The organism is Nocardia sp. NPDC050175, assembly GCF_044459885.1.
GTDB lineage: Bacteria > Actinomycetota > Actinomycetes > Mycobacteriales > Mycobacteriaceae > Nocardia.
Genome location: NZ_JBITJI010000004.1, coordinates 706,208 through 722,123 on the forward strand (window position 1 = coordinate 706,208; position 15,916 = coordinate 722,123).

The 15,916-nt window shown below is 63.9% G+C and carries 16 protein-coding genes; 10 read left to right on the forward strand and 6 right to left on the reverse strand.

What is annotated here, in order from left to right:
- Nucleotides 1-771 precede the first annotated feature (771 nt).
- Entirely contained in the window at nucleotides 772-1,641 is an 870-nt protein-coding gene (locus ACIBK2_RS17595) for a helix-turn-helix domain-containing protein (protein ID WP_396968393.1), read from the reverse strand.
- Between the two features lie 400 nt (nucleotides 1,642-2,041).
- Between ACIBK2_RS17595 and ACIBK2_RS17600 the strand changes: the two genes are divergently transcribed.
- The 7 genes from ACIBK2_RS17600 to ACIBK2_RS17630 all read left to right on the forward strand — a co-directional run bounded on the left by ACIBK2_RS17600 (nucleotide 2,042) and on the right by ACIBK2_RS17630 (nucleotide 8,991).
- Nucleotides 2,042-2,800, forward strand: coding sequence for a nuclear transport factor 2 family protein (locus tag ACIBK2_RS17600; protein ID WP_396968395.1), 759 nt, complete (start codon nucleotides 2,042-2,044; stop codon nucleotides 2,798-2,800).
- Nucleotides 2,800-3,123 (forward strand): MoaF-related domain-containing protein, encoded by a 324-nt coding sequence (locus ACIBK2_RS17605; RefSeq protein ID WP_396968397.1) that lies wholly within the window; start codon nucleotides 2,800-2,802, stop codon nucleotides 3,121-3,123. Before ACIBK2_RS17600 ends, ACIBK2_RS17605 begins: the two co-directional genes overlap by 1 nt.
- Before the next feature lie 17 nt (nucleotides 3,124-3,140).
- Nucleotides 3,141-4,253, forward strand: coding sequence for an NAD(P)-dependent alcohol dehydrogenase (locus ACIBK2_RS17610; protein ID WP_396968399.1), 1,113 nt, complete (start codon nucleotides 3,141-3,143; stop codon nucleotides 4,251-4,253).
- Between the two features lie 12 nt (nucleotides 4,254-4,265).
- A complete protein-coding gene (locus tag ACIBK2_RS17615; protein WP_396968401.1) occupies nucleotides 4,266-5,747 on the forward strand; it encodes an aldehyde dehydrogenase family protein in 1,482 nt (493 codons plus the stop codon).
- A 45-nt stretch (nucleotides 5,748-5,792) separates the two neighbouring features.
- Nucleotides 5,793-6,434 carry a non-oxidative hydroxyarylic acid decarboxylases subunit B gene (locus ACIBK2_RS17620; protein ID WP_396968403.1) on the forward strand — a complete coding sequence of 214 codons (642 nt, stop codon included), beginning with the start codon at nucleotides 5,793-5,795 and terminating at the stop codon, nucleotides 6,432-6,434.
- 28 nt (nucleotides 6,435-6,462) lie between these two features.
- Nucleotides 6,463-7,968 carry a UbiD family decarboxylase gene (locus ACIBK2_RS17625; protein WP_396968405.1) on the forward strand — a complete coding sequence of 502 codons (1,506 nt, stop codon included), beginning with the start codon at nucleotides 6,463-6,465 and terminating at the stop codon, nucleotides 7,966-7,968.
- 147 nt (nucleotides 7,969-8,115) lie between these two features.
- Nucleotides 8,116-8,991: an SDR family oxidoreductase gene (locus ACIBK2_RS17630; protein ID WP_396968407.1), complete on the forward strand. Its 876-nt coding sequence runs from the start codon at nucleotides 8,116-8,118 to the stop codon at nucleotides 8,989-8,991.
- A gap of 18 nt (nucleotides 8,992-9,009) precedes the next feature.
- On the opposite strand, the gene ACIBK2_RS17635 is transcribed toward ACIBK2_RS17630, so the two are convergent.
- Nucleotides 9,010-9,249: a hypothetical protein gene (locus ACIBK2_RS17635; RefSeq protein ID WP_396968409.1), complete on the reverse strand. Its 240-nt coding sequence runs from the start codon at nucleotides 9,247-9,249 to the stop codon at nucleotides 9,010-9,012.
- Nucleotides 9,250-9,412: 163 nt separating this feature from the next.
- Entirely contained in the window at nucleotides 9,413-9,904 is a 492-nt protein-coding gene (locus tag ACIBK2_RS17640) for an ester cyclase (RefSeq protein ID WP_396968411.1), read from the reverse strand.
- Here ACIBK2_RS17640 and ACIBK2_RS17645 point away from each other — a divergent pair.
- A complete protein-coding gene (locus ACIBK2_RS17645) occupies nucleotides 9,872-10,510 on the forward strand; it encodes a tyrosine-type recombinase/integrase (RefSeq protein ID WP_396968413.1) in 639 nt (212 codons plus the stop codon). The two genes, ACIBK2_RS17640 and ACIBK2_RS17645, sit on opposite strands and share 33 nt — an antisense overlap.
- 854 nt (nucleotides 10,511-11,364) lie before the next feature.
- Here ACIBK2_RS17645 and ACIBK2_RS17650 read toward each other — a convergent pair.
- Nucleotides 11,365-11,847 (reverse strand): AbrB/MazE/SpoVT family DNA-binding domain-containing protein, encoded by a 483-nt coding sequence (locus ACIBK2_RS17650; RefSeq protein ID WP_396968415.1) that lies wholly within the window; start codon nucleotides 11,845-11,847, stop codon nucleotides 11,365-11,367.
- 352 nt (nucleotides 11,848-12,199) lie between these two features.
- On the opposite strand from ACIBK2_RS17650, the gene ACIBK2_RS17655 reads away from it, so the two are divergent.
- Nucleotides 12,200-12,535 carry an Lsr2 family protein gene (locus ACIBK2_RS17655; protein ID WP_396968417.1) on the forward strand — a complete coding sequence of 112 codons (336 nt, stop codon included), beginning with the start codon at nucleotides 12,200-12,202 and terminating at the stop codon, nucleotides 12,533-12,535.
- A gap of 180 nt (nucleotides 12,536-12,715) precedes the next feature.
- Here ACIBK2_RS17655 and ACIBK2_RS17660 read toward each other — a convergent pair whose 3' ends face one another.
- On the reverse strand, nucleotides 12,716-13,036 hold the full coding sequence (locus ACIBK2_RS17660) for a hypothetical protein (RefSeq protein ID WP_396968497.1): 321 nt from the start codon (nucleotides 13,034-13,036) through the stop codon (nucleotides 12,716-12,718).
- Here ACIBK2_RS17660 and ACIBK2_RS17665 point away from each other — a divergent pair.
- On the forward strand, nucleotides 12,938-13,189 hold the full coding sequence (locus ACIBK2_RS17665; RefSeq protein WP_396968419.1) for a hypothetical protein: 252 nt from the start codon (nucleotides 12,938-12,940) through the stop codon (nucleotides 13,187-13,189). The two genes, ACIBK2_RS17660 and ACIBK2_RS17665, sit on opposite strands and share 99 nt — an antisense overlap.
- Nucleotides 13,190-13,477: 288 nt before the next feature.
- Here the strand turns inward: ACIBK2_RS17665 and ACIBK2_RS17670 are convergent, their stop codons facing one another.
- Nucleotides 13,478-15,871 carry an NACHT domain-containing protein gene (locus ACIBK2_RS17670; RefSeq protein WP_396968421.1) on the reverse strand — a complete coding sequence of 798 codons (2,394 nt, stop codon included), beginning with the start codon at nucleotides 15,869-15,871 and terminating at the stop codon, nucleotides 13,478-13,480.
- Nucleotides 15,872-15,916 lie beyond the last annotated feature (45 nt).

Below are 15,916 nucleotides of genomic sequence, written 5' to 3' on the forward strand. Positions count from 1 at the left end.
CGTCGGTCGAGGAGTGTTGGACGTTTCGGAACGGGTGAGCCGCTAACAGCTGGGCGTACGTTGGTCATGTGTCCAAATCAGTTGGCTGGCAGCACTTCTCAACGCACTATATTACCGAAGTGCGTGCACTGGCCGCCGGCGAGAAGTCCGAATCGGAGGCTGGCCCCCGGAACACTGATGGGCTGGGGGTACCGGTGGCGTGTGCATAGGTTACGGGGGTTCCTGGCGGCACCGGTGCATCCAGAGCATTCATGACCTGGCGCTGTTAATCGCTCAGATCAGCTACCGGAAACTCACGTAGCAGGTACCTGCAACTCCCGGGCGCGACGCCGAAGCGCGGGAGTGGGCCCATGCTTCGGCGACGCTCGTATCCGAACGCGGCGCATCGGTGTGACTCGTGCGAAAATGATGCACCACCCAGAGATTCGGAGCCGCAGGCTAATTGGATGGGCCCGATCTCATCGGGGGCCGAGATATTTCTTCAGCCGGTTCAACCTGTCCCGGATGCGGGCATTGCCGTGGGCAAACCGACAGAGGGACTGGATCAGGGGTGAAATGGGTTTGTATGCACACCCGACTCCTACAGGCATCCTCTGGTCGGCAGTCACCGCTTTGCGGCGGGACCCGACTAGGAATTCCGGCACCAACTCGACGCCACCGAAACCAACGCCGTCTTCGAGCCGACCATCGAACACCACCCCCTGGATCGTGACCCACGTCGGCTTATCCGCGTCATGCCCGAAAAGCCGCCGCCATCGCGCGCAACGCGGATCACGGTGCGGCGCGCCCGCGGATCGCCTCACGAAAGGCTATCGGCGTCTGTCCGGTGCGCTGATGGAAGTACTTGCTGAAGTGGGTCGCGCTGGCGAAGCCGAGCCGGTCGGCGATGCGGGCTGAGCTCTGATCGCTGTGCGCCAGCAAGCGTTTTGCTTCGAGTACGACGCGGCGGTCGATCAATTCCTTGGCCCCGATTCCGGCGGCGGTGAGGGTGGCGCGGGAGAGGGTGCGGGTCGAGTAGCCGAGGGTCCGCGCGTAGTCCTGCACCCGTCGGGTGCGGGTGAAGTCCTGCTCGACGGCGTCGCGGAATCGCAGGTAGGTGGGGTCGGGTTCGGTGGTGGGTGCGTCGGCGGGCGCGGTGAGGTGGGCCAGGCGAAGTACTAAGACGGACAGCAGATGACGCAGGGCCGTGGCGTGGACGTCGAGGGGCAGGTGCCCGAACGCGTGGAACTCGGCGGTGAGGTGCTCGGTGGCCAGGTGCAAGGCGGCGGCGTCGCTGGGGGGTGCGTGGTGCAGGACGGAGGCATGGGGGTCGTCTATGCGCGCAGTGGTGACGGTGGCCGGGGTGAGAAAGCTCTGCTGGAACAGGATCAGGGTGCCCTCGGCGCGGGTGAGGTCACCCCACTGGTTGACCTGGCCCGGGCGTATCCACAGCCAGGAGCCGGGTTCGAGGGTGTAACTGGCGAAATCCACCGTGTGTCGCAGAGTGCCGCCGGTGAGGGTGAGCAGGTGGTGAAATTCTGGTCGCTGAGGGATCGCTAGCTGTTCGCCCGACACGCGACTTCGCAGTTCATCGAGGGACAGCACCTCGACCCCGGCGGGGGTTCCGACGGGTGCGACGAACGAGATCGGACGGATCTTCACGGCGAGGGTATGTCGGTTTTTGACCATCAATAGTCGTCAGCGTATCTCGTCTCAGCAGCAATTTCCTCGTAAATTGAAGTTGTTGAACCCCTCCGGCACCGTATTGGTGTCGGAAAATAGCAAGACACAGCCAGGATGTCGACTCCAGCTAGCAGATCCCTTTCGGCCTGAATCTACGACGTGTGCCGCATTGTTTCCACAAATTTGCTATGTGCCGGAGTTGCGGCTGTCTGTCTCGTTGATCCAGAAGTGGAGCCGACCAATGCAGATCAGCAAACGCGGCAGTGCGACGGCCGCCGTCGCCCTGAGCGTGATGCTCAGCCTGACCGTCACCGCGTGCGGTGACGACACGACAACCTCTGTCCCCCGCACTTCCCCTTCATCTGTGAGGAGTACTGACATGAGCGCCAAGAACATTGTGCTGACCGCCACCACCGAGCTGTTCGCCAAGAAGGACCCGAGCGCGGTGGACCACTGGGTCGCCCCCAACTACATCCAGCACAGCTCCCTGGCCGCTGACGGTCCTGAGGCCTTGCGCCAGCTGGTCGCGGGTCTCGGCCCCGACTTCCGGTACGAGGGCGCGCGGGTCATCGCCGACGGCAACCTGGTCGCGTTGCACGGTACCTACTACGGTTTCGGTCCTGACCCGCTGGTCGGCTTCGACATCTTCCGTGTCGATGCCAACGGCAAGCTCGCCGAACACTGGGACGCCCTGACCCCCGTCGTGCGGAACACTGCTTCCGGGCGCACTCAGACCGACGGTCCCACCGAGGTCATCGACACCGGCAAGACCGAGGCCAATCGCGCGCTGGTCACCGAGTTCGCGCAGCAGGTCTTCGTCGACGCGGACTATTCGGTGCTGACCGACTACATCTCCACCGAGACCTTCAGCCAGCACAACCCGGAAGCCGCCGACGGCCTGGCCGGATTCGGCGCGGCCGTGGCGAAGTGGGGCGAACAGGGCAAGAAACTGGTCTACCAGAAGGTCCACAAGGTCATCGCCGAGGGCGATTTCGTCCTGCTGCAGTCCGAGGGCGAATTCGGTGTCCCGGCGGCCTATTACGACCTGTTCCGCGTCCAGGACGGCAAGCTCGTCGAGCACTGGGACGTCATCGCTCCCGTCCCGGCGCAGCTGCCACACCACAACGGCCTGTTCTGATGAGCATCCTCACCTACGCCGGCCGGACCCTGATCTTGCGAGTCGACAACGGAGTCGTCTTCCGCAATACCTACGCGGCCGATGGCGCCACCCTGCATTACGAAACCCTCGAGGGGTCGGCCAAGGGTGCACAGGAGACCGTCGTACTGCACGCCGCCGAGGTCGGCCCCGGCCTGTTCATGCTCGGCTGGGTCGAGACCTCCGGCATGACGATCACGCACGTCATGAATCTCACCGCCCGCACCGTGCACGCCTTCTGGACTTACGAAGCTGGTGGCAACCGCGTCGCTGAGCTGCACACGGGAACCCTCGAACCCGCGTGAACACCCCTGGGGCTGTGATGACGCACGCGGTCGCGGCGGTGATCGAACAGGCCGGTGCGCCGTTCGTCCGGGTTGATATCGATCTCGACGAACCGCGCGCCCACGAGGTTCTGGTACGGATCGAGGCGGTGGGCATGTGCCACACGGATCTTTCGGTGCGCACGGGCAGCATCCCGTTTCCGTTGCCCGCGGTGCTCGGCCACGAAGGTGCCGGGGTGGTGGAAGCGGTCGGGGCCGGGGTCACCAAGGTCGCTGCCGGTGATCGCGTGCTGATGAGCTTCACCTCGTGTGGGCAGTGCGTGCCGTGTCTGACCGGACGTCCGGTGCAATGTGTGCATTGGCCCGCGCTCAACCTGCTGGGCGGGAGCAGGCTGGATGGCTCGGCGACGGTTCGCCGCCGCACTGGTGAGGCACCGCTGCACGGGCATTTCTTCGGGCAATCGTCGTTCGCGAGTCATGCGCTGGCGAGCGAGCGCAACGTGATCAGAGTCGACGCGGACGCGCCGCTGGATCTGCACGCGCCGCTCGGTTGCGGAGTGCAAACCGGTGCGGGCGCGGTCTTCAATGTACTTGCACCGCAAGCTGGTTCGACCTTAGTGGTGTTCGGGGCAGGCGCGGTCGGCCTTTCCGCGCTGCTCGCGGCGGTGAACACCCCGGCGACGCGGGTCATCCTGGTCGACCTCAACGAATCCCGGCTGGCGCTGGCCAGGAAGCTGGGCGCCACCGAGGTGATCAACGGCAAGGACACCGCCGTGGTGGCGGCGATTCGAGACCTCACCGGCGACGGCGCCGACTACACGTTGGAGACGACAGGTAATACGCGAGTCCTGCGTCAGGCGGTGGACGCGCTGGCCGTCGGAGGTGTCTGCGGGGTGGTCGGCGCACCACCGTTCGGCAGCGAAGTGCACTTGGACGCCGCGCAGATGCCGGTGCGCCACCCCCGGATTGTCGGCATCAGCATGGGCAACGCGGTGCCCGAGGCGTTTCTGCCCGCCCTGATCGAACTGCGCAGACAAGGCAGATTCCCGGTGGACGAGCTGATCACCCATTTCGCGTTCGACGAGATCGAATCCGCGGCCGCGGCGATGCACGGCGGCGAGGTCATCAAACCGGTACTCCGGCTCTCTTGAACAGGAGATCTCATGTCCGAAATTTCCCGAGGCCTGATCATTGGTGGTCGCGAACGCCCGGCCGAAAACGGAAACACGGTAGCCGATATTTCGCCGTGGACAGGTGAGACGTACGCGACAATTGCCGCCTGCACCCAGGATGATGTGACCGCCGCGGTCGATGCCGCGGCCGAAGCATTCACCGCCTGGTCGAAGACGCCACCAGTCGAGCGAAGTGCGATCCTGCACCGCGCGGCCGACATCTTGACCGCCCGGACCGACGAGGCGATCGAGATCATGGTGAGTGAGGTCGGTGCGACGCGACGATGGGCGCGGTTCCAAGTCGGTCTCGGCATCGACCATCTCCATGGGGCCGCCGCCCTGCCGAGCGCCCCCCTCGGCCGCGTGGTGGCCACCAACGCGGCGACGACGACATACTCCATGGAGATTCGGGAGCCACTGGGTGTAGTGGTGTCGCTGTCACCGTGGAACGCCCCGTACGCCTTGGGAATTCGAGCGATCGCCATTCCTTTGGCGGTCGGTAACACGGTCGTGCTGAAGCCCAGTGAAGACTCGCCGATCGCCGGTGGACTGTTTCTCGCCGACGTGCTGACCGAAGCCGGGCTGCCCACGGGTGCGCTCAACGTACTCACCAACGATCCACACAGCGCGGCCGATATTGTGGCAGCTCTTGTTTCGGATTTTCGCGTTCGGATGGTCAACTTCACCGGATCCACGAAGGTGGGGCGCATCATCGGCGCGCTGGCCGGGGAACGGCTCACACCGGCGACGCTCGAACTCGGCGGCAAGAACTCGCTCATCGTACTGGAAGACGCCGACATCGAATTCGCCGTTCGCGCAGCGACCTTCGGCTCCTATATGAACTCCGGTCAGATCTGTATGTCGTCGGACCGCATCGTCGTGCACAAGAACCTAGCTGCTGAATTCCTCGAGAAGTTGGTCGCCCGAGTGGACTCGCTACCGTACGGCGATCCGACCGATCCGGCCACGGCCATCGGCCCGGTGGTCAACACCAAGGCCGCACAGAACTTCAGCGAACTTATCGCGGATGCCATCGCCAAAGGCGCTGTGCCCCTTGTCGGTTCCGGCAAAGCCGAAGGCGCGAGGGGTGTGTTGTTCAAGCCGGTGCTGCTGACCGGGGTGACCAAGGATATGAGAATCTATTACGACGAGATCTTCGGTCCGGCAGCGGTCGTGCACATCGTCGATTCCGTCGACGCGGCAATAGAACTCGCCAACGACACCAGCTATGGCCTGTCTTGCGGGGTGATCACGGAAAACCTCACCGAGGCATTCGCGGTGGCAACCCGCATCCAGACCGGCGTCGTGCACATCAATGATCAGAGTGTCGGTGACGAGCCGACGGCCGCGTTCGGCGGCATCAAGGATTCCGGCTACGGCAAATTCGGGGGGCAGCCAGGTGCCGACGACTTCACCACGGCCCGTTGGGTGACCGTCCACGCCGAAGCGAACCATCCCACCTATCCCCTCTGAAAAACCTTGCACCGCAAGCATTTCCGCACGAACGAGAGGTGCGTCATGAGAATCGTCGTTGGTATGACCGGCGCGAGCGGTGCGCCGCTGGGTGTCGCGGTGCTGAAAGCGCTGCACCGGATGCCAGACATCGAGACGCATCTGGTGATCTCGAAATGGGCACGCGCGACCATCGGACTCGAAACGAACCTCACGATGCAGGAAGTGGCCGCGCTGGCCGACGTGGTCTACCAGCCCGGTGACCAGGCCGCGCCGATCAGCTCGGGCTCGTTTCACACCGATGGCATGATCGTCGTTCCTTGCAGTATGAAGACGCTGGCCGGCATCCGTACCGGCTACGCCGACGGGCTACTCGCCCGGGCCGCCGACGTCATACTCAAGGAAGGCCGCCGCCTGGTACTGGTGCCCCGTGAATCTCCGCTGAGCGAAATCCATCTCGACAACATGCTCACCCTCTCTCGCATGGGTGTGCGAATCGTGCCGCCGATGCCCGCGTTCTACAACGACCCGCACACCATCGACGACATCATCGACCACATCGTGTCCCGGGTACTCGATCAGTTCGGCCTGCGATCCGACAAGGCGAAACCGTGGACCGGACTCCCGGCTGCGCGCCGCAACACTGTGGACGCAGCCCCCGTATGCCACGACGAGTTCCTGCCTGACGGGTTTGTACCCGCTCCCTGATCGTCTTTCGACTCCAGGAGGAATAGTGTTGTCCGACAACGACGCTCGTCCCGGCGTGCACGACCTGCGCTCAGCGCTGCAACGGCTGCAAGCCCGTCCGGACCAGCTCATCGAGACCGATCATCCGGTCGACCCGCACGCCGAGCTCGCCGGTGTCTACAAACGTGTGGGCGCGGGCGGCACGGTGGCCCGGCCGACCCAGATCGGTCCAGCGATGATCTTCAACAACGTCACCGGCTACCCCGGCTCACGGGTGCTGGTCGGACTGATGGCCAGTCGCGAACGAGTCGGGCTGCTGCTGGACACCTCGCCGCGCGAGCTCACCCAACGCATGGCCGAGGCGGTCAAGGACGCGATCGAACCGATCACCATCGACCGGGACAAGGCGCGCTGCCAGGAGATCGTATACCGGGCCGACGACCCGGATTTCGACCTGCGCACCCTGCTGCCCGCACCGACCAACACCGATCAAGACGCCGGACCGTACTTCTGCCTCGGCCTGGTGCTGAGCAGCGATCCCGACGACGGCACCGACGTCACCATCCACCGGCTGTGCGTCCAGGGCCGCGATGAGATGACCATCTTTTTCGCGCCCGGCCGCCACATCGATGAGTTCCGGAAAAAGGCGGAGGCCCAGGGCAATCCGCTGCCGGTATCGATCAATATGGGTCTGGACCCGGCTATCCCCATCGGTGCCACCTTCGAGGCGCCGACTACCCCTTACGGCTATAACGAACTCGCCATCGCCGGTGGTCTGCGGGGCAGGCCGGTGGAACTGGTCGACTGCGTGTCCGTGCCGCAGCGCAGCATCGCGAACGCCGAGGTCGTGATCGAGGGGGTGATCCTGCCCGGACGGCGCGACGCCGAAGACCAGAACACCCACACCGGGCATGCGATGCCCGAATTCCCCGGCTACAACGGTGCCGCCCATCCCGCGTTGCCGGTGCTGAAGGTCACCGCCATCACGACCCGGCGCGACCCTATCCTGCAGACTCTGGTCGGGCCGGGTGAGGAGCACACGACCCTGGCGGGCATCCCCACCGAGGCGAGCATCTATAACGCCTGCGAGGCGGCGCTGCCCGGCTTCGTCAGCGAGATCTACGCGCATACCGCCGGCGGTGGAAAATTCCTGGCCGTCATGAAATGCGTGAAACGCAATGCCACCGACGATGGGCGGGTACGGCAGGCGGCATTGGTGGCATTGGGCACCTACCGGGAGTTGAAGAACCTGATCATGGTCGATGAGGACGTCGACATCTTCGACAGCGACGACGTGCTGTGGGCGATGACCACCCGCATGCAGGGAGATATCGACATCATCGTCATCCCCGGCGTCAGCGGCCACGTCCTGGATCCGTCGCAGTCCCCGGCCTACAACCCCAGGCTCGCGGCGCGCGGGGTCACCGCCAAAACCATCTACGACGCCACCGTGCCGTTCCACTTGCGTGCGGAATTCGCGCGCGCGCAATTCCGTGACGTCGATCCGCGGCCGTTCGCTCCCGACCTCGATCTCGAATACCCGGTCACGTCGTAACTCACCCCGAAACGAAACTCACCCCGCCACGAAAGCAGGACGATATTTCATGATCACCCCCAAATCGTGCACCGTCGCCAACCGAATCGGCGGCCATCGCGTGCCTGCCTCACCGCGACCGGGGCCACCCAACGATAGCCTTCAGTCATGACCGGACTCACAGCGATATCCGGAGCGAGCGGGCACATCGGCGGCCAAGTCGCGCGCATGCTGTCGGGCACGGGCCTATCGACACGGTTACTGAGTCGAGATCCCGATCGGATACCACCGCTGCCCGCAGCGGTCCCGGTCCGTGCCGACTTCGCCGATCCCGCCTCCGTGCGCGCAGCACTCACCGGGGTGCAAACCTTCCTGTTCGTCTCCGCTACAGAATCAGCGGACCGCGCCGCACAGCAGATCGCCGTAGTCGAGACCGCACGCCGCGCCGGGGTCGAGCGCATCGTCTACCTCTCGTTCGTGGGCGCGGCACCGGAGTGCACCTTCACCTTCGGGCGCGACCACTGGCACACCGAACAGGCGATCCGCGCCTCCGGCATGGACTTCACGTTCCTGCGCGACAACCAATATCAGGACCTCATCCCGCTCCTCGCCGACGAGAACGGCGTCATCCGCGGTCCCGCCGCGGACGGCGCCGTAGCAGCGGTCACCCGCAGCGACGTCGCTGCCGCGGCGGCTGCGGTACTCACCGGCTACGGGCACTGCACAATGACCTACGACCTCACCGGCCCACGGGCTTTCACGCTGACCGAGGCCGCCGAGATGATGACCGCAGCCCACGGTCGGCAGTACACCTACGTGCGCGAGTCCATCTCCGAGGCCTACGCTTCTCGATCGAAATACGCTGCACCGCAATGGGAACTCGACGGATGGGTCAGCTCCTACACCGCGATCGCGACCGGCGAACTAGAGACCGTCACCGACTCGATCGAACAAATCACCGGACACCCCGCGACAGACTTCCGTGATTTCCTCACGGAGCCGCCTCCGCACGAAACTAGGCGACATTCGGCAAAAGTCATCTGACCGCGACATCAGCCTGGTCTAATGCTCCTCAACCGGCGGCTCGGAGTCCTGCTGTTCTTTCAGGGCTGCCTGCATACAGTCCTTGAATTTGGCGTAGGTGGCAGACTTTTCGAAGCAGTTCTGCAGTGTGGTCTCGATGGGGTCCGGGTGTATCGGCAACGGTTTAGCCGCAGTTGTCGGGACGGCCAGAGCCACGCCGATGAATGCAGCCAGCGTTGCACCTGCTACACCGAAAACTTTACGGTTCTGGTTGCGCACGGTCGCTCTCCAATTCGCTCGGTGGAACCTCAACGGGCGATGCACAGAACTTCGATGGAGCCCGACGAAGTGTAGCCGTGCACCACCGCGGCCCAGGTTCGGCCGCCGTGGCGGTTACGGACGCCACGCCGCCTACCGAAACGGGTGCTGCGTTGCGCAGCGGTCAGAACATGCCGTTGTCATGGGCGAAGGTGGTCGGGATTTCGTTGACGATGTCCCAGTGCTCGACGATCTTGCCGTCTGCGATACGGAACAGGTCGTAGAAGGCGGTCGGTGTGCCGCCGAGACCGCCTTCGGACTGGCTCAGCACGAACTCGCCGTCAGCGACCACGTGGTGCAGCGTGGTGTAGGCCATTGTGATGCCCTGTTCGGCGAACGTGGTGAGCAGTGCGGCGAAGCCGTCGAGACCGTCGCCGGCCTGGGGGTTGTGCTGGTGGTATTGCTCGGTGCTGATGTAGTCGGTGATCTGATCGGTGTGTCCACCGATGAGTACTGTTTCGACGAAACCGGCGGCGATCTTGTGGCGTTGGTCGGTTTGTTCAGGGTGCGCGATGCGGGTGGGGCCGTCGACCTGGCTGCGTCCGCTCACGGTGTGCTCGACGAGAGGAGCCAGCACGTCCCAGTGCTCGGCGAGTTTGCCGTCGCGCCATCTCACCGGCAAGCGATCCCCTCACCACGCGTCGCCGAGATCTGCCACGTCACCTCCATCACCGGCGACGACCGCGAACTCGACACCCTACTGCTGCGTTTACACACCGAAACCGCCTGCCGACGCAGCGGCGCCCTGAACCTCCGCCCCCGCGACCTCAACCCACACCAATGCCTGATCCTGCTCCGCGAGAAAAACAACCTCGACCGCTGGCAACCGATCTCCCCCACCCTCATGGCCCACCTACTCCACCACGCCGCACAACGCCACAGTCCAGCCGACGGTCAGCTCCTGCGCTACCGCAGCGGTAAACCCATCACCCGCCGACGCTACGACCACCTCTGGAACCGCCTCGGCCACCATCTCCCCTGGGTCGCTACTCAACACATCACCACCCACTGGCTACGACACACCACCCTCACCTGGGTCGAACGAGCCTTCGGCTACGCCACCGCCCGCGCCTACGCAGGCCACCACACCCGAACCCACGGCACCACCGCCACCTACGTCAAAGCCAACCTCTACGAAATCACCACAGCCCTAGCAACACTCACCCAAGAACCCCACCCACTGCTCACCGACGCCCCTCTCGCGGCGCCAAACAGCTACTGAGTACGGCCCGGTCGCTGCCATGCAGCGACCGGGCCTGCAACTACCACATATCGAGAGACGTTGAGACGGCACCGATTACGCACCCAACACAGGGGTCGCAGCCGACGTACCGGACGTGTTACCGAGCCGATCGCACTGCGGCGACCAGCACCACCAAACACAGCACCCAGCAACCGATTCCGCTCTACCGCGAATGCCGACTGGACCACCTCGTAAACAAGTGACCGTCAGATACTTTAAGCACGCGGCAAGCCAGCTACCTCAGAAAGGAGACCGAAACCCACTACAGCTCAACACAATACCAAGCATGGAGAACTCCACAACATCTCCGTGCTACGCTTCAGCGACGTATCTGAACAGTGCTTAAACACACCCATGTGTCATCGGTGTCGCAACGACGGGGTTAAGTCCCCTCTCGCGCACAACTTTGACACGTATACGTGTCACGAATGTCGGATTCAGGGGTTCAAGGGCTCTTGAGCACGTCGCAGATGCGCCATTCAGGCCTCTTCCAGCGCACCTTCAGGTCACCGATGACGCTTCGGCGTGTTCGAGTGGACCCTTGCACGCTCTTGAACACACGCCACGACGCACTTGAGCCACGCGAGATGTTTGCTGAAGCAAACGAGCAACCCGCTCCATACCCGACCGACTGGCCTCTACCGGATAACGGGTTGATCGCTGATCCAACACCGACGAAGGCCGACGAGCCCGGCGTGTCTCACCGAGTCGATTTCCGCGAATCCATGCGAAGCCAGCAACCATCGGTGTAGTAGGGCCACAACCATCCCTACCCCGGCACTCAGCCCACCGAGAACTCCCCAAAACGGGCACCGCAACGCAACAGCTAGCTCCTAGCCGTTGCGCCCGCCGAGCACGGGAATCACCCTCTGGTTCTGCGGATCCCGTAACGGCGCCAGCAGCGACGACAACGCCTGCTCCACCAGCCACGAGCCCATCACCCCGACCAGATCGACATCGGGCATCGCGACCAGCAGCACCGGATCCCCCGGCTCGATCTCGGCCTGACGTCGCCTCTCGACCGGCAAACGGACATGCCCCCGACGATCGATCAGCGACCGACTCCGCTCTACTGAACCGATCGTGATCACCGAGCCGACCAACCCGAACCCCACCGCTGTCCCCGGCGGCCACCCCATCGCCTCGAACACACGCTGCCCACACACCCGCGACCGATCATTGATGATCGATACTGCCAACTCCGGCAACCGCAACGGATCCGAGGAAGGCGAAACCGCCGACTCGAGCAGGGACTCCGACTCATCCAGGTAGCGGTCCAGTAGGACATGGAACTGCAGACGATCGAATCTGGGCATAGGTCATCACTCCTCAGACCTGCCGCTGATCGCCTCGTCTCCCAACACCATCAAAGCCGAACCCGACCACGCGCGCCACCCTGAAACCGACCGCGAACGGACTGAAGTGTCGACCCTTGCGGTGAAAACCTGCCGGGCTGCTCCCAGCGCTGCGCTTGGCCGCCGTACTGCCGCCCGGTGTCGTCCGCGTGTGACGTCGCGCAACCGAATTCGAGGATTCCAGCTCCCACGAAGCAAGAGTCCACGCCCATAGCACTACTGACCCGACCATCCGGATCCCCTGGACTTCCTACCTATTCGGCTACCATGACCACCCGACCCCCGCCGCCCAAGAGTCCTGGAGATACCTTCTATGGCACGCCAAGTTGTCGTCACCCTGATCGATGACTATGACGGCAAGTCCTCCGCCGAAGAGACCGTCACCTTCGGACTCGACGGGGCGAGCTACGAAATCGATCTGTCCGTGCTCAACGCCAGCACACTGCGCGGCATCTTCGAACACTGGACTCCCCACGCCCGCAAGGTCGGACGCGCACCGCGCGGCAAAACCACCAAGGCCCGCCCAGCGGCCTCCCGTGAGGACTCCGCCGCCATCCGCGACTGGGCAACCAAGAACGGACACAACGTGTCGGCACGAGGGCGGATCTCGGCCAAGGTCACCGAGGCATACAACAAGGCGAACGCATAGTCCGCACCCCGGCGCGCTGACGATCAGTGATCCATTTCCCGTCGCAGCGTCGACGCCGCCTGTTCACCCGACGCTGATCCGGCACAGTGGATTCGGGCGAACCGTGCTGAAACCCGGAGTACTCAGTGGTGCCTGCGCGACTGGGACTCGGTCATATGCCATCTCGGCGTCGCGGCGAAGTCAATCCGTCCATCCTTGCCGGTTTCGCTGTTCGAAACAGGCGTCGTCGGCCGCCTGGATCTCCGCATCAGTCATAGGTCCGGGAACGGCGCATGCGGGTCGGCCTGGCCCGAATACTGCTCGGACAGTTCGTATTCCGGCCTCGACGCGGTGATCGCTGGTGAGGGGCCGCATCGCGGCCTCGGCTTTCGCGGCTGCGTCCTTTTCCGCGAGCGCGGTGGCGTGAACGATCATGCTGGCGAGTCGGCTGCCGTGCTGGAGGGCTTGCTGGGCAAGTTTCAGGTCTCGCAGGTGCCCGGCCGAGTCGACGACGGCGACGATCGTGCCGTTGCCGTCGGTGCAGCCGCCGCGGATGTCGAGGACCGCAAGGTCACCCTACGAACCCCTGAGCGGACAGCGCAGACGATTCCGAGCAGCTTGCTCGGGCCCCGTCGAACCAAGTCGAGACGCTGCGCGCGGTCCTGGCGCAGTTGAAGCAGAGCCGGGCGGCCTCAGAGACAGGTGCCCGAACGGCTCGATTCCCTTGGGGCACTGGCTGATTTGGTGCCGCGAACGATGTCGTTGGTGTCGGCGGCGCGACCGTCACGAGCAGCGTGCGAGCGCCTGCGCCAGCGCAACCGGGGTCCGGCGGGCTTTCAACCACCGCCACATGGTCGGCTCGCTAACCCCGACCGCCTCGGCAGTCAGCGCGACATGCTCGCTGCTCACCTCTAGGTCGTCCGCAATTCACGCTCGCCGTTGACGAAGCTTGCCGATCGACGGTCATCGCTGATCGAGTTCCTCGGCGGCGTACCGCTCGAGTTCGCGGTGGCGGAACATGTAGACGGCGCCGGATTGGCGGAGGACGCCGCGGTCGTGGGCGTCGTCGAGGAAGGACAGCAGCCGCCAGGGGAGTTTGCCTTGGATCGCCAGGATGCCGCGGGTCAGGACAGCCCATCGTGCCCATGCGTTGTTGCCGATGCCTGTCGCCAGTCCGAATACGGTGCCGTAGACGATGCCACCGGCCGGCCCGATCAGGGCGCCGAAGATGACACCGCAGGCGGTGCCGATCGTGAGCCAGAAATACAGAAAGTGCCTGCGGCTCAGGACGACCATGCTTTTCGGCGTGACCACTTCGTCGACCGCGATGGGCGCGTGCGGCCCGAAGGCGAGCAGCAGGAAGAACGCATAGCAGCCAGCGGCCTCGATCCAATGCCCAATCGACCCGGCCGGCACGCGCGCGACGAAACCTACGATCGCCGTCGTACCGCCGAGCAACGTCCCGCCGCCCGCAGCGATGGCGATTTCGTGCCAGAACGGCTTTCGGTCGGGCTGGTCGAAAATCTTCTGCACGATGCACGGGGGGAAGGCGGCGACTATGCCGATGAAGAGCAGTAGAAACCATGACCCGTAGCCCAGCAGAGGCCATCCGACCAACGCAACGAGTATCCAGCCGGTAATGGCTCCTGTGCCGCTGTAAAGGGGTGCCTTGAGCATCTCGATTAGAAAATTTTTACCGCTGGAGCGGGTGAGAAGGCGCACCGCGATCGGTGGCTCACCGAGATATACCCAACCGTAGAGCCCGCCCATCAGAGCGCCGGCGATAGCTCCCAGCGAGATGGCCCGCAGATCGAAACTGAAGTGGGCCGCTGCCGCACCGCAAGCCCCGCCCGCAATGGCTGCCAACAGTCCGAAGACCAACGCGCTCAACGGTTTCGGGACGCCGTATGCCAGCTGCCACCACCTGAGTTCATGGCCGCCCAGATTCCGGGCGAGATAGTTGAGCCAGAGCAGAGCCTTGCGGTTCGGATAGTGGGTGCGCCTGCGTGTCGTGACCGTCCCGTCGGTCGCGTAGGAAATATCGACATCGCGTTCGTGGGGCACCGGGAAAACGGTATTGAGAAATCTGGAGAAGAGTTTCTTCTCGAGTTCTTCCTGGCTGTCCCATTTTTGGTCGATGAGGGCGTGCGGATCGCCGTCGTCGACGCCGGACGCATAGATCGTGCGCGCGAGGAAGATCATGAGCGGCACCTTCAGCACCTCGCGCAGCACTCTTGTCGACGGCTCACCTTTCTCCATTTCCGCCAGCACTTCGAGCCATTGCTCACCCGCCTCCTCCGTATTTCCTGTGAAGGGGAGATATGCTTTCAGGTCGGCAATGGTCAATTCCTCCAATTCAATGGTCCATGCGCCCGTCAGCGCACCGGCCTTCCGGGCGCTCGTCGCGTATTCGTCGACCCGTCCGGTGAGTATGAGAGGGTCGTCCTCATGATTCGTGTTCAGTTGAACCAGAGCCGATTCACGATGCGTGGGAACGCCCGTTCCCAGCATTTCGTCCAGTCCCTCGAGAAGGGGCAGAATCCGATCCTCTTCGACCATCCGGCGCGCGATGCCATGACTCAGGCCAGGGTGATCACGCACGAGGATCGAGGACAGCCACTCGTTGAATGACAACTTGCTGTTGGAATCCCAGGAGGCGAGGTTGAAGATCACCGGCACGCGCCCTTTGAAGTTGCCGTTGCCCAGTACCTGATTCGCGAACTGCCGCGCGTAGATCGTCTTGCCCGATCCTGGCTTCCCGAGGATCGCAAGCCGGTTCAATCCGATCTCGTTGAACAATGGAAAGAGGTCTTTCAACTCGCCCCGAGTCATCGATTTCCCGGCCGGGCTGATTCGCACATTCTCGGCATTTACCCGCAACGACTTTCCCGCGACATGCCAGCGCACTGGCATGGGCACGGGACGATCCACCTGCCAACGCCGGGCCTCGTTCTCCAATTCCTTCCGGATGGCATGCGCGAGTTGACGGACTTTACTGTCCAGAACCGGATCGCCCGGCGGATGACCGAGGCGGTTCGCCTCGGATCGTGTTTCCGCATGGGTTTGTCTCGGTGTCGCCGCGAGTTCGGCGAAGATCTCGTATGCCTGTGCCCTCGGATCAGCCGCGACCACCTCGATCAAGCGGCGCAGCAGCCCGCTGTTCGCAGCTCGCTCGCATACCTCGAGCCAGACGCTCGATGCGCTGCCTTGCCAGGCGATCTGGTGACGTGGAATTCCGGCTTTGGCCACCGGTTCGCGGATTTCGGGCAACGTCGAATAGCTGTGCGCGAGAGCCTCGAGCATCTCCTGGCTCGTCGGATCATCGGCCTGGAAAGGGGACCGGTCGAGAATGGACATCGCTATCGGACTTCGCTCTCTCTGAGTCCCGACGACCGCGCTGTT